11 protein-coding genes are annotated in these 14,501 nt (G+C 48.3%); 8 read left to right on the top strand and 3 right to left on the bottom strand.

Annotated features, from left to right (window positions below):
- The first annotated feature begins 33 nt into the window (after positions 1-33).
- Positions 34-465 carry a tautomerase family protein gene (locus MD273_RS03250; protein WP_239036333.1) on the top strand — a complete coding sequence of 144 codons (432 nt, stop codon included), beginning with the start codon at positions 34-36 and terminating at the stop codon, positions 463-465.
- 227 nt (positions 466-692) lie between these two features.
- On the top strand, positions 693-1,370 hold the full coding sequence (locus MD273_RS03245; RefSeq protein ID WP_239036332.1) for a hypothetical protein: 678 nt from the start codon (positions 693-695) through the stop codon (positions 1,368-1,370).
- 170 nt (positions 1,371-1,540) lie between these two features.
- Here the strand turns inward: MD273_RS03245 and MD273_RS03240 are convergent, their stop codons facing one another.
- The gene (locus MD273_RS03240; protein ID WP_239036331.1) at positions 1,541-2,320 is read right to left on the bottom strand and encodes a hypothetical protein; all 780 of its coding nucleotides are present in this window, start codon (positions 2,318-2,320) and stop codon (positions 1,541-1,543) included.
- 1,101 nt (positions 2,321-3,421) lie between these two features.
- Between MD273_RS03240 and MD273_RS03235 the strand changes: the two genes are divergently transcribed.
- Positions 3,422-5,977, top strand: coding sequence for a penicillin acylase family protein (locus MD273_RS03235; protein WP_239036330.1), 2,556 nt, complete (start codon positions 3,422-3,424; stop codon positions 5,975-5,977).
- Positions 5,978-6,438: 461 nt separating this feature from the next.
- Here the strand turns inward: MD273_RS03235 and MD273_RS03230 are convergent, their stop codons facing one another.
- Positions 6,439-7,350 carry a LysR family transcriptional regulator gene (locus tag MD273_RS03230; protein WP_239036329.1) on the bottom strand — a complete coding sequence of 304 codons (912 nt, stop codon included), beginning with the start codon at positions 7,348-7,350 and terminating at the stop codon, positions 6,439-6,441.
- Between the two features lie 133 nt (positions 7,351-7,483).
- On the opposite strand from MD273_RS03230, the gene ttdA reads away from it, so the two are divergent.
- The 5 genes from ttdA (at position 7,484) to MD273_RS03205 (ending at position 13,352) form a co-directional block, all read left to right on the top strand.
- The gene (gene ttdA / locus MD273_RS03225; RefSeq protein WP_239036328.1) at positions 7,484-8,383 is read left to right on the top strand and encodes a L(+)-tartrate dehydratase subunit alpha; all 900 of its coding nucleotides are present in this window, start codon (positions 7,484-7,486) and stop codon (positions 8,381-8,383) included.
- Positions 8,380-8,988 carry a L(+)-tartrate dehydratase subunit beta gene (gene ttdB / locus MD273_RS03220; RefSeq protein WP_239036327.1) on the top strand — a complete coding sequence of 203 codons (609 nt, stop codon included), beginning with the start codon at positions 8,380-8,382 and terminating at the stop codon, positions 8,986-8,988. The genes ttdA and ttdB overlap by 4 nt, the downstream gene beginning before the upstream one ends.
- A gap of 82 nt (positions 8,989-9,070) precedes the next feature.
- A complete protein-coding gene (locus MD273_RS03215) occupies positions 9,071-10,048 on the top strand; it encodes a TAXI family TRAP transporter solute-binding subunit (protein ID WP_239036326.1) in 978 nt (325 codons plus the stop codon).
- 86 nt (positions 10,049-10,134) lie between these two features.
- Positions 10,135-12,366 (top strand): TRAP transporter permease, encoded by a 2,232-nt coding sequence (locus MD273_RS03210; protein ID WP_239036325.1) that lies wholly within the window; start codon positions 10,135-10,137, stop codon positions 12,364-12,366.
- A gap of 137 nt (positions 12,367-12,503) precedes the next feature.
- Positions 12,504-13,352: an isocitrate lyase/PEP mutase family protein gene (locus MD273_RS03205; protein WP_239036324.1), complete on the top strand. Its 849-nt coding sequence runs from the start codon at positions 12,504-12,506 to the stop codon at positions 13,350-13,352.
- Between the two features lie 344 nt (positions 13,353-13,696).
- Here MD273_RS03205 and MD273_RS03200 read toward each other — a convergent pair whose 3' ends face one another.
- Positions 13,697-14,311 carry a tyrosine-type recombinase/integrase gene (locus MD273_RS03200; RefSeq protein ID WP_239036323.1) on the bottom strand — a complete coding sequence of 205 codons (615 nt, stop codon included), beginning with the start codon at positions 14,309-14,311 and terminating at the stop codon, positions 13,697-13,699.
- Positions 14,312-14,501 lie beyond the last annotated feature (190 nt).

The raw sequence follows: 14,501 nt of genomic DNA, 5'->3' as shown, positions 1-14,501 counted from the left end.
GCACATGCAGGTTACTCTCGGTAGGATGTCCCCATGCCCACTTATACTGTCACGGTCGCGAATCTTTCCCTGTCGCCGCAACAAAAATCACAGATAGCGGCGGCCATAACAACGGCCCATCACACGCAAACCGGCGCGCCCCGGTTTTTTGCCCAGGTTTCGTTTCTTTCTACCAACGAGGGCGAGCACTTTGTAGGTGGCACCGTCAGCAAGGCGCCCCAGGTGTATGTCCACGGCCTGGTAAGACAAGGCCGCAGTACAGAGGTCAAGCAGGCCCTGATGGGCCAGATGATTGAAGATATAGTCCGAATTACGGGTATAACGGTTGAGGACGTGTGGATCTATCTGCAGGACATTCCCGCCACTCAGATGATCGAGTTTGGCCGGTTTTTGCCAGAGCCGGGCGATGAAGCTGAATGGGAACGGGAAATGACGCCAGAAAAGCGGTCCACGTTACCCGATTGACCACACACTGACACACGGTAAGAGACTTCAGGCTTGCCATTGAGACCCGAAAATGAGCCTGTCCTTAATCCGGCCCCTCTAGCCAACAATTCATCGTTTGGATAGGTCGCAAAGCGGACATTCGGGAATGTACCTCGCCTTTAAAGATTGATGGGATTCAGAGCACCATATTTGGCTACTCTGTGGTCTAGAATTAGAAAGGAAATTTCGTAAAAAGGACTTTAGAAATGCTGCCTTTCATCGCTGTACCTCTTCTCCACTCATCCGGTGCTTGGATCGCCTCAACGACAGCAGGCGGGTATGTCGCGGGTACGTTATCAAGTACATGGATCGGCGCTTTTATCGCAGGTAATGCAGGGTTACTTTCTGGCCTAGGAATCACGTCAGCAGCAGGTGTTCTGGCTGCAATGGGGGGCGGACTGTCTAGTGTAGGAGCTGCTTTGGGAAGCGGGTTATCAGCGGTTGGGTTAGCGGGTGTCGCCCAGAGTTTGGGTCTCGCTCCTGCAACTTTTCTTGGCCTTACAGTAGCAGGCTGGGCGATGGTCGCCACCAGTGTTGCTGCGGTTGGCTTGGGCTACTTCTTCTCTCGGCAAAAACTATCGGAGATTAACGATGAGCGAATAAAAGGAGGACTCGCCATTGTGACGTGGCGAGAGATTATCGCCGAGGCTCGCAATTATGAGAAACAAGCGTTGATGAACATACTGGAGGAGCTGGAAACTGAAACCAGTGGGCAAATCATCCTCGATCGCTTATCCGAGTCAGTCATAATCAAGGGTAAGGCCTACAACGTCACCGGCCTGAAATACGTCATTGAGAAGAATGGCCGTGAGTATATTGCTAAGCGTTCCAGTATACCTTGCAGAACGGTGGTGCTCTTTGTAGTCAAGAAAAAAACTGAATAGCGATGCGACTTCAAAGCTGCTGCGGCGGTCGCAAAGCGGACACTCGGGCTGGACAGTTACTCTTTTGTTCAGCGGTGCCCTTGTCGCGTAGCGAAAAGGGCATCCGGTGGGGGGGCCGTTTGGCCCGTAACGAACTGGAACTACTTGTTGGGCGGCGTGGAAACAAATCTCTATCGGAAAAACACTTTTTCAAGCAAACCGGGCATGAACTGGGCCGTTTTCGTCAAAGCCAGATACACAAGAGTAAAAGGGACAATAATTTCGAAGCCGATAATCCCTATCCACTTGGTGGCCCTTTGATTGCGAGTCTCTTTATCTAAAGCGTTCAGTTTTTTTAGTGCGATATCAATCTGACTTCGGGAACCGTCGATTATTTCTTTTTGTATAGAAAAGTTTTTTTCCCATTGTTCCGACAGAGAGTCGAGCCCTTTTAATCTAGCTCTATCATGATGCTTCTCAACAAACTCGACGATCTTTCTCCAGTCTGGATTTTCGTCTGAAATGGCGCGTTCACAATTTTCCATTTGTATAGTGAGCTGAAAGTAGGTTTCCTCCATCTTTCGTTCCCAATCGCTGATCTTTTCCGAAAACCCATCATAGGAAGAAATTATACTCTGCTCAGCTTGAAGGATTTCAGATAGACAATCACGAGCCTTTTCCCCAATGAATGCCGTTTTTACTGAATACCAGCTTAGTAAATCCTGGCGTAAGTAAAAAATGTAGGAGACAGAAAGATAGATAAGAAGCATGGCGACAGCCCCGAGGGCATGCTCTCGCCCGACACCACCGAGATGAAGTAAGCTCAGCGGTTGCTCATCAAAAACGGCAGCCAAAAGAGTATATGAAGATATAACCAGCAAAAGAATTTTTTGGCGGTGAGTTCGCGGAGAAAGAGAATCCGTTAGAAAAACTTCCCACCCTCTATTATCCGTTTCAACCTTCGGGTGCACGCACCCTCCTTTAATTCAATGAACGCTTTATAGAAAGGCAATCCAACAGCTACCGAAGGACGCCCAACAGCTGATTCGACGACAAATGACGTATATCCCGCATGCGTATACCCCTAAGCGGGAAAAGGCATCATGCGCCATTTTATCATTAATAATCAGAGGCCTACGAGCACACCCTTGAACGCGCTGCATCGGAATATAGGCAGATTGTCGCTTTCACGCAAGCTGCCGGTTCGCTTATCCCAATACCACCTCACAGCACTATTCCATAACTTTCATGGGCTTGTAAGCCCTGGAACGTCCAGTTAACGAAGTTCTGCGGCAGTCGTCGCTGATCTCCGGGAGGGAACTCTGCTCAGAGAAGGGGATGGAGCTCCGTCCGTCCTAGTGTCCGCTTTTGTTTAGCTGAGGTCCGTAAGTAGCCTTGGTCGCAAAGCGGACATTCCGGTAAGGCGGTCAATGTAGAAGGAATGGCCTCTGCTTGAGGCTATGGGAGGTTAGGCGTTGCCGGGGTAAGTCCACCATCATTTGAAAACCGTCCGTCGAAACGGGGTAGAACCCACGCGAAATCAGACTGAAAACTCTCACCTGGCTCGAATGTACACGACCAAAATCTTGGCGCTCGATCTACCTACGACACGACACACTGCGGTTCAACGATCACCGTCAGTCATTACTGCCACTTGCCACCCGCGCAGAAGACCCCATCGTGACAACCTTGTCGACAGCCAGTCGCATCCGACCCATTTTTAACTTCAGACCTGACTATACGTTTCTCGAATATTGATATTTTTTTTATGTATAGCTGAATCACTTTCAATGCACCAAAAGAGGGCGGGTCATGTATTTTTTGCCCAACCGATTGAGTTTATTGAGATTTCACTCCAATATATTCGCTTGCTAAATAACTCTATAAAACACAAAAAACAGTATCACAATAAACTCACAGTAATCTTTAATGGTGGATTTATATAGGTTTTTTGTGATACAGAAATGATATCAGGGAGCGTTATTGAGTATCGTCAAGTTTGGTGCTAATACTTGCCTACCTGTTTTACCCAACAGGCTCCAATGTCACTACAAAGATAAAAAGGCAGGTAAATGATGGCTTATCTGGGAAAGCGCAGTTGCTCATGGCTTTTAGCAGGAGCAGTTGCTCTAGTGTTAACGGGGTGTAACGACAGCGACTCGCCGTCGGCTCCATCACAAGTTCAGACGGAAACTTCCAGCGTTACGATCAAACGAGATAATTATGGAGTTCCGCATGTTTATGCGGACAGCACCTACGGTCTGTATTACGGCTATGGCTACGCGCTTGCTGAAGACCGACTTTTCCAAATGGAGATGATCAAGCGATCTGTTCTTGGAACAGTATCGGAAGTTTTGGGTGGCGATTATTTGCCTCTAGATCGGTCCTCACGCTCAGGATTTGACCCAGCTTCCATCAAGAGTCAGCTGCAAGAGCTCTCAGAAGAAGATCTCGACATCTTCAAGGGCTACGCCGACGGATTTAACAAGCGAATCGAAGAGGTCAATGCGAACCCTTCAGAGCTACTCCCTAAACAGTTTACAGACTTTGATTTTTCGCCAGAAAATTGGACAGCTTTCGATGTAGCTATGCTCTATGTTGGGACAATGGCAGGACGTTACTCCAATAGCTCTAGCGAGATTAGAAATTTATCCCTTCTCAAAGACTTACAAGCCGAATTGGGTAATTCAGATGGGCTTGCTATGTTCAACCAGCTTCGTTGGCTTGAAGATTCTCTAGCTCCCACCACAGTTCCGAGGCAACCTGGAGTTAACAGTTTCGGAAGCACTGAAACTGAAGAAAACGATCAACTCTTGTCCACCGCCAACGGAATAGAGGAAACCCAAGCAGTTTACGACTCGCTGGCTCCGGTCTCTGAGAGCCTTCTTACGGCCTCCACTCTCCAAGAAGCAGCATTCAAGGGAATTGTCGCCCCCGAAGATAGACCGGTGGCCAGCAATCTTTGGATCGTCGGCCCTAATCGAACCGCAGACGGTTCGACCATCTTCAATAATGGACCACAATTCGGTTGGTTTAATCCAGCATATACTTACAGTATCGGACTGCATGGCGCTGGCTATGACGTTACTGGAAATACTCCTTTTGCTCTTCCTGTGATTCTGTTTGGAACGAACAACCAAATCACATGGGGCGCAACTGCTGGCCCACTGGACGTCAATGACTACTACCAGTTGAAGTTAAACCCATCCAACCAATATCAATATTACTTTGATGGTGAATACCTCGACATGGAAAAGCGCACCGAGGTTATTAAAGTCAAGGTTGATGGAGGATTTGAAGAAGAGACGTTGGATATTTATTACAGCGTTCATGGTGTAGTTACTAGTTTCGATTCGGATAACAACACTGCGTATGCGTTTAAACGCAGTTGGACTGGGTATGAAATTCAGTCTCTCATGGGGTGGATTCATTCCATGAAAGCTCAGAATTGGGATGAGTGGCTCGCCGAAGCCGAGAATGTGGCAACAACCATAAACTGGTACTACGCCGACGTCGACGGCAATATTGGCTATGTCTCACCTGGCTACCTTCCCATCAGGCCAGAAAGTCAGGATATTCGACTTCCCGCAGTTGGTGATGGTTCTATGGAATGGCAAGGAATACGCCCATTCGATGAGGTACCGAAGACTTATAATCCTGCTCAAGGGTACATAGTAAACTGGAATAACCAATCCACTCCTGGTGAAGTAGGCCTCGGAGATGGCGCGAATTGGTCTGTCGTAGATCGAGTGAATGAGTTCATTGCTCGCATTGAGGCGAAACCTGTTTTGACGCCAGACGAAGTTTGGGATCTGAACCGGCAAACAGCGCTTTCAGATACCAACGCACGTTACTTCATTCCTTACATTGTCGAGTCAGTGCAGGAGTTACCAAGTGATGATCCGGTGCGAATGGCAGCAGATGCACTTTCTGGATGGTCTATGCTGAACACCAACCCAGATTTCGATGGCTTTTATAATGAGCCTGAAGCAACGCTGTTCAGAAAATGGTTAACAATCGCCTATGGCGCGGTACTAGCTGATGACATTCCACAATTTGCATATTCATCTAATCCAGGGTATCCGGTAGAGACCGCCGGGGGGAGCGTTCGCCCCGGTCAAAGTAGTAAATACCTATATAACGCCTTACTCGGTGAAGATGCTGGTGTTGTACAAACTTTCGATTTCTTTAACGGGGCAACTTATGATGAAAAACTCACGATCGTGAGAGAGTCGCTTGCAGAGGCAATATCTCAGCTGGAACAAGAATTTGGCACCGATAGAGCCACGTGGCTCACACCGGCGGCCGTACATCGTTTCAGTACTCGAAACTTCCTGGGTGTGCCGCAAGCTAACCAGTCAGAACAGTTGGAGCTCCCAACATACATGAATCGTGGTACCCAGAATCATCAGGTAATATTCGATGACTCGAGCAATACCGAGATGTGTACAGTTGCACCTCCTGGTCAGAGTGGTTTCGTTGCACAAGATGGCACCAAAGGCCCGCATTATGATGATCAGCTAATTCTATTCAGGGATTGGGACTGTAAGGCTGAATACTTGAGCCCCCAGGGTGTCGACGAAAATACAGAATCAGTAATACAGCTTGAGGTAAGTCGAGTTCAATGAAGATTAGTTAAGTCCAAGTACTAGACTGTCAAAAGTCCGGAAGGGGCCCGCAGATTTGGGCCCCTTCTTAGTTAATGAAACTCTGAACCTCTCAAACATCTACGGGTAATACAATTAACGCGTTATCAGCGTAGGCGGCCGGTAATCCAGTCTTGAGCCCGTGCAACCTATCCCCCCTCCAAATTTCAGTCCATTTAAAACAGGAAAATCTCGGCGCCGCTATGTAGCAGGGCACACCAAACCTGAGTCCTGCGTGCCAAAGGTTGATTTCCTGAGGTAAAACCGCTGAAGCTACGGTCGCAAAGCGGACATTCGCGTAACGTAATGGGATGACCTCTGTTTGGGGTTTGGAAAGTCAGGAGGTGCGGGGCAGACCCTCCACCGTTTTTAGGAATTCCATGGAAACCGGGTGAACCCTGTGTGCGTCCAATTCATGAGCTTTTCGAATCGAGCGCTGGCGTTCACCAATACTCACTCGTCGATGTTTTAGTGAGAAAAGACTCCTCAAGATAATCAAGAAACAATGAGATTCGTGTTGCAAGCCGTGCTTTCTGTAGGTAGACAGCGTAAATGTCGGCAGCAGGCGTTTCATACTCTGGAAGCACCAATTCCAGCTCACCGCTTCTCAAATGCTTAGCAAGGTCCCACTGGGCTCGCATCAACAAGCCATGTCCCTCAATTGCCCATTGAAGAGCGACATGCCCGTCATTTGTGCTTAACTTCACCGGCACTCGAATCGCTTGAGTTTGATCATCTTTCGTTAGCCGCCAGAGGCTGGCCGTTTCATCATTTTGACGAAGTGCAATCGCTTGGTGGTTACTCAGATCCTGAGGCACGACTGGACGCCCAACTCTATCGAGATATCTTGGACTTGCACTGATAAAGCGTCTATTGGGAGCGATCTTCCGAGCAATTAACCGCGAGTCTGGAACGTCGCCGAAGCGAATTGCTATATCAGTTGCGTCGTCAGGTGGTGATACATGCTTGTCACTCAAAGTCAGTCGAACTGCTAGATTCGGATATGTGGTGACAAACTCAGATACAAGTGGGGCGATGTATTTTCTACCAAAACCAAGCGGTGCATGAATATTCAACTGGCCGGCCGGTGCTCCTGACTGGTTTCGTATGACATCCTGCATTTCCTCTATCTTGGAAAGGATGCTTTGGGCATATTCAAGATAAATCTCACCTTCTGGCGTCAATGAAATGCGCCTGGTTGTCCGATTAACCAGCTTCACTCCCATCTGATCTTCTATCTGAGCCAAGCGTTTGGTAGCTGCTGGAGGAGATAGATCCATCTCCTGGGCCGCCCCGGAGATGGAGCGTTTCTGTGCAAGGCTTACAAAAAACCGCATCGAATCGTCAGCCGTCATCATTAACCTTTAGGAATAAGTGTTTTTACTTTTTGTGAACCTTAAGCCAGTTTCCACATTCTATGATCACCCTACAACCCATCCGGTTACTCCATAAGGCGAAATCGGAAAAATGTAAGAAGAGGATAGAAGCGTGGAGAAAGAAGCTGAAGTTCAGTCTTTAACCGACATTCTTGCGAAATTCACGGCCTATATCGGAAAACGTCTGCCAACCGACGTGAAAGATAAACAGGCTGAGTTGCGTGCCAAAGAAACCAATCCCATGGCAATTGAGATTTTCGACGTGATGGCCGAAAACCAAGATGCCGCAGACAAGCTTGATCGGCCAAGCTGCCAGGACACTGGTGTGATTCAGTACTTCATCCAGGCCGGATCGTCATTCCCCTTGCTTGGTGAGCTCGAATCCATTCTTGAAGGTGCAACCATAGGTGCAACTAAAATTGGTCCCCTTCGCCATAACGCGGTCGAGGCATTTGTTGAGAAAAACACAGGCACAAATACAGGTTCGAAAATTCCGTGGCTCGATTGGGAAATTCTTCCGGGAAAAGACCATGTGATTATTGATGTTTACATGGCCGGCGGCGGATGCACGCTACCCGGAGCATCGACGGTATTGATGCCCGGTCAAGGTTACGAAGGCGTTGCCGAGTTCGTTCTTGATGTAATGACCTCCCGAGGCTTGAACGCTTGCCCCCCTCTCCTAGTTGGCGTTGGTGTGTCTACATCCGCTGAAACGGCTGCTCGGCTGTCCAAAAAAGCGATTCTCAAACCAGTTACCGCTCGCAATACAAATGAGCAGGCAGCGCTCCTTGAGGAGCTTCTAGCGGAGGGCATCAATGATTTGGGCATTGGTCCGCAAGGTCTAACCGGCGACAACACCGTGATGGGAGTGAACATTGAGTGGTCTGCTCGTCACCCCTCAACAATTGGCGTTGCCGTTTCAACCGGTTGCTGGGCTCACCGCCGCGGCCAAATCAAGATCAACGCAGACCTTTCCTACGAAATCATCTCTCATCAGGACGTCAAGCTATGAAAAAAGTATTAAAAACCCCTATTTCCATCGAAGACCTAGAAGAGCTAAAGGCGGGCGACATTGTTTACCTTGATGGAACACTCATCACCTGTAGGGATGTGGCCCATCGGCGTCTAATTGAATATGGGCAGGAACTCCCGGTTGATCTTGTCGGTGGCGCAATTTTCCATGCAGGCCCAATCGTTCGAGAAAAAGATGACGGTAGCTACGAAATGGTCTCGATTGGACCGACTACCAGTATGCGAATGGAAAAGTTTGAGCGCGAATTCATTAAAAAGACTGGCGTCAGGCTAATTATCGGTAAGGGGGGGATGGGTCCGGAAACAGCCGCTGGATGCGCAGAAAACAAGGCTGTTCACGCGGTTTTTCCAGGCGGCTGTGCAGTTGTCGCCGCAACGAAAGTAGAAGCGATAGAAGGTGCTGAGTGGAAGGACCTAGGTATGCCAGAGACACTCTGGATAAACCGTGTAAAAGGCTTCGGCCCTCTGATTATTTCCATTGATACCCACGGCAACAACCTATTCGAAACAAATAAAAAAACCTACAACGAGCGAAAGTCCTCGGTATTAGAACGAATTAGCGAGCAGGTTAAGTTCATAAAATAAGCTACCTCGTTAATCGACCTAGATATCAAGGTTAATTTCTAACGCAGAAAAATCTAAAAACAAATAAATATTGGAGATTGTCATGAAAACAATTAAAACCCTTGTTTTTTCTGTGGCTCTGGTAGCCGCATCACCTTCCCTGTTTGCGGAAGACAAGTCTGCGTGGCCGGAGAGCTTTACCGTAGGCACTGGGTCACAAGGCGGCGCATATTTTGGGTACGGCACCGCTTGGGCAAACATCGTATCTGAGCAAACAGGAGTAACGGGTGGTGCGGAAGTAACCGGAGGCCCCATGCAAAACATGGCCTTGGTTCATACAGGCGATAACCATTTCGGCATGACAACCATGGGCCCTGCAAGAGAATCGCTGGAGGGAAATAATGCCATAGCGCCAGGAATACCGCTGGACAATGCCTGTGCAATGTTTCCCATGTACCAGACGCCGTTCTCTATCACAGCACTGATGTCATCTGGCATTACATCCATCGCAGACATTCCCGATGGCGCCGTCATTGGGTTTGGTCCGGCGGGATCTACCTCTGATACCTATTTCCCACTTATGTTGGAAACCCTGGGCCTGAAATTTGAGCGCCGAAATGGTGGATGGTCAGATCTTGGCGGGCAACTTCAGGATGGGCTGCTTGACGTGGTGGCATTTGCAGCTGGTGTGCCAGTTCCAGCGGTCAGTCAGCTCGAGGTACAAACTGACATTAACATTATTGAATTTACTGAAGACGAACAAGCGAAAATCATTAACGCCCTTCCTGTCAGTGACTACGAAATCCCAGCCAGCGTATACAACAGCCTTGAAACTCCAGCCCGCTCTGTCGCCATGTGGAACTTTGCAATCGCAAATTGCGACCTTCCAGAGTCGTTTGTATACGAAGCCGTAAAAGCAGTGATGGGTGACAATGAGCGCATGGTTCAAGCTCACAAAGGAGCGCGCACCACACTGGCAAAGCACTGGGATAAGAATACCTTCCTGCCATGGCATCCCGGAGCTGCGCGCTGGTTTAACGAAAATGGGGGCAATATTCCTCCGAAATTAATTCATAACTAATCAGGTTTTTGCGTGGCCTCCTGGCTTTTTTGGGTGCCACGCGTTTTTCACACTAATGTGGCGCTATACCAAGCGAAGGTCTAGTCATGAATAACGACAAGAATTTGGCTAAAAAGCCAGACCACCTTATCGCCCAAGGGGTGGATGATGAACCAGTGGAGTCAAACCTACGACTCTTTAAAGGGCGCTCCTATCAAATCGTAACGCTCATTGCGGTGGTGTATGCAGCATTTCATATGCTCGCCTTAAACGGCGTAGGCATTAAGGTAATGACGGGCGGCTTGGTCGACATTCCCTTTCTACCCGACTTCCCCATTGAAACCTGGAACTTCCGTATTGCACACGTCGCAGGCGCATTGATACTTGGCTTCTTAATGTTCTCGGCTACAGGATTCCCTGATGGTCAGAAGCCCGGTTCGAGAGCAATTCGGGTCGTAGCCTATCCATTGCTGATTTGCGGGCTATTCTCACTCGGCATGGCTTTTTATTTTGCATGGGAGATCGCTTCTGGATCTAACTGGAATGGGATAAACAAAGACATCAGATTCAATGAGATATGGCTTTATGGCGCCCCATTATGGGTAGCAACAGGGGGCTCTATCATACTCTCATGGTTTGATAAACAAAGCCGTGGCAGGTTCGCTCCACACGATTTTGTCCTCGTAGTATCTACACTTGCCGTTGCAGTCTATTTAATTACGATTTATGGAACACAGATGAGAAATTCAACTGGAACAGCCTTTGCTCCAGTTGGTATCTCTATGGCGGCCGTTGCTGGAACCGCCCTGATCATGGAACTCACTCGACGCGTGGCAGGTATGGCCTTGGTTGTGATCGCCACCGTGTTCTTGGTTTACGTGTTTATCGGTGAGTTTCTACCCAGCTTCCTTAACTCACCCGCTATTACTTGGGAGCGCTTTTTCAGCCAGGTATACACTGACGCTGGCGTACTGGGCCCAACCACTGCTGTATCTTCAACCTACATCATTCTATTCATAATTTTTGCGGCATTCTTGCAAGCATCCAAAGTTGGCGATTATTTCGTGAACTTTGCCTTCGCAATAGCAGGTAAAGCCCGAGGGGGGCCAGCGAAGGTCGCCATTTTTGCATCGGGCCTCATGGGCATGATCAATGGTACGTCTGCCGGCAATGTTGTTGCGACCGGCTCATTAACGATTCCGTTGATGAAAAAGGTCGGGTACGAGAAGAATACAGCAGGTGCGATCGAAGCAGCTGCATCGACTGGTGGTCAAATTATGCCGCCAATTATGGGTGCCGGAGCATTCATTATGGCTGAAGTGACGGGAATTCCGTATTCGGATATTGCCATCGCAGCGATCATTCCGGCCATTCTCTACTTTGTGTCGATTTTCTTCATGGTTGACTTTGAAGCAGCCAAATTAGGCATGAAGGGAATGCGAAAAGAAGAGTTACCCCGCGTTTCCAATATGGTGCGCCAAGTGTACCTGTTTGTTCCAATCTTGATCTTGATTGTGGCGCTTTTTATGGGATATTCGGTTATCCGTGCGGGCACCCTGGCTACAATATCGGCAGCTGTCGTTAGTTGGTTTACTCCTTACAAAATGAATTTGAGAAGAGTCTATGGTGCGTTTGAAATCGCGGGGCACATGTCGATTCAAATTATTGCTGTCTGTGCATGCGCAGGCATTATAGTTGGCGTGATTTCGCTCACAGGGGTCGGCGCTCGTTTCTCCAATCTACTCCTGAGCTTGGCTGACACGTCACAATTGCTGGCACTTTTCTTTGCCATGTGTATCGCGATTCTTTTGGGTATGGGGATGCCAACTACAGCAGCTTACGCCGTCGCCGCATCAGTTGTAGCCCCGGGATTGGTCGATTTAGGCATTCCATTGCTGACTGCGCACTTCTTCGTTTTCTATTTTGCGGTCGTATCAGCCATAACACCCCCGGTGGCTCTGGCATCTTTCGCTGCTGCCGGGATTTCGGGAGCCAACCCTCTAAAAACGTCCCTGGCATCATTTAAGATTGGCATCGCGGCCTTTGTTGTACCGTTCATGTTTTTCTACAACTCGACACTGCTAATGGAAGGTGAATGGTTACATGTACTTCGTTCAGGCTTCACCGCTGTATTCGGTATTTTCTTGCTCGCATGCGCTGTTCAGGGGTGGTTTGTAGGAAATTGCGCAAGTTTCATTGTTCGCCTGACTTTGGCAGCCGCAGCTTTCCTAATGATTTCGGGTGGATTGATTACAGATTTGGTGGGCCTTGGAGTTGCAGGTGCAGTGTTCATACTTCAGAAGATTGTTAACCGAGAATCTATGGTCGCTCGTGCCTGACTAACAGCACCCCTAACCGTCTAGTTGAGCTAATCTGTGCCGGAATGTCTGTTTTAATAGACATTTCCGGCACAGATCAGCCACATGTGCTTCCACTCAAAAGGTTGGTAGGGTCACTATTCCTTAGAAGGTATTCAATGACAGCATTTTCCAATCTTCTTAATGAAACACAGAGCTACGAAATCTTAGCTTCAGTCCATTGCCCAATCGCTGCCCGGATGGCGGTTGACCTCGGCTTCAAATATGGAATGGTAGGGGGATCCGTAGCTTCTTTGAGCATGCTGGGAACACCTGACCTTATGTTGCTCACCTCCACAGAGCTCTGCGACCTGGTAAAACGCACGAGCCAGTCGTCGAACTTGAAAATCATAGTGGACGGAGATGCGGGCTATGGAAACGCCCTCAATACGATGCGTACCGTCGTGGAGCTGGAAATGGCGGGAGCAACTGCTGTCACAATCGAGGATACGAATTTACCGATCGCGTACAAACAACCAAAGACCCAACTAATCTCTCAGCAGGAGCAAATTGATAAACTGTCCGCTGCGCTCGATGCAAGACGTTCTGATAGTTTCGGAATAATCGCGAGAACTCAGATCGTTTCTGGTGAAGACATTGAGGCGGTGGCAGAAAGAGTCTTTCAGTATTCTGAGATTGGTGTAGATGGTATATGTTTAGCTGGCGTGAATGATCCTGAGCAGTTGGAGTTGATCTCAACAGCCAGCAGCAAGCCAAAGATGCTAATTACCTACGGTAGAAAAAATACACTCACGGAAGAGATGTACTCTAGCTTCAATATCAAGCTACTCCTAAATGGCCATTCACCTTTTGAGTCGTCAATTGTTGCCACCTATCACGCGTTGTCGGAGTTGTCTGGCCGTACGCCTTCAGATAATGAGCTTCATTATAAATCATTAATTGGACGGTACACAGAAGAAAGATGGTTTGATAGTTCACTGGAACGGTACTTGCGGATATTCGGATAGAATTAAGTATAATATGGAGAAGCCCTATATTTCCTGGTTCAGGAACGTTGCTCCAAATCACAAATATGAACTAAATCACGGGATTGAATAGTTAAAATATAATTTTTATTTATTCAATTAGCGCTGACAACTTCGCTGAACTATAAACTGCGCATGAGTAAAAAGGCCAGGATTTTATAGTTGATTGGTGTAAATCCAGTTCTTTTTTTAGCTCAGCCCAGTCGCATAACAAATGTTCGCTTTTGTTATGCGACTGGAGGAGCCTGTTCGAAACCCGAGGGTGATCATCGACCGGGGCTGTCAGCGTCTGCGGCATCCAGGAACTAAGGAGCCTAGTTACGCATTTAGATCTCGATACTCTCAGCTATCTCCAGAGCATCCTCGACTTCGACGCCAAGGTACCGCACGGTGCTCGACATATTTGTGTGTCCCAATAGCAACTGTACAGCTCGAAGATTCTTGGTCTTCTTGTAGATCAATGTTGCTTTGCTGCGTCTCATTGAATGGGTTGCATAGACCGAAGGATCAAGTCCAATGCTGGTAATCCACTTTTTGACAAGACGGGCGTATTGATGAGTAGTGATATGGTCAAACTTTCGCATCCGGCTCGGCCACAAATAATCCATACCCGAGAGTCCGCGCAACTCGATCCATGCTTCGACCGATTCGCGCGTCTTTTTGGTTATCTCAAACTGAACAGGCTGACTGGTCTTCTGCTGAATGACTTGCGCCCGATCCAGAACCTCACCGTTTCTGGAAATATCTCGAACCAAAAGCTTTACCAGATCGCAGGATCGGAGTTTGCAGTCAATTGCCATGTTGAACATCGCCAGCTCGCGGATGTTCTTTGCAATCTCTAATCGAATGCGGATTGCCCATATTTGTTCGAGTTTGAGCGGTAGCTTCTGGCCAACGAGCTTTCCCTTGTTCCAGGGAGCTTTGCTGATAGCAAATGTCATGACACGGCCCTCTTCGGAGGGTAAGGGCCTTTAAGTATGGTTCAGAAGACTGTTTCCTGCTGGCCAACCTGGTCGCAAAGCGGACATTCAGATTGGCCGATCAAGGCAACAAAAAGTGCCTCCGTTTTCGGCTCCAAGTTGTAGTGCTTTGCGGGGGAAGTCCAGAACATACTGGAATGCCTTGTTTTGT

The organism is Marinobacter sp. C7, assembly GCF_022343555.1.
GTDB lineage: Bacteria > Pseudomonadota > Gammaproteobacteria > Pseudomonadales > Oleiphilaceae > Marinobacter.
Note: the sequence above shows the minus strand (reverse complement) of the source record. Positions and strands in the feature narration are given on the sequence as shown.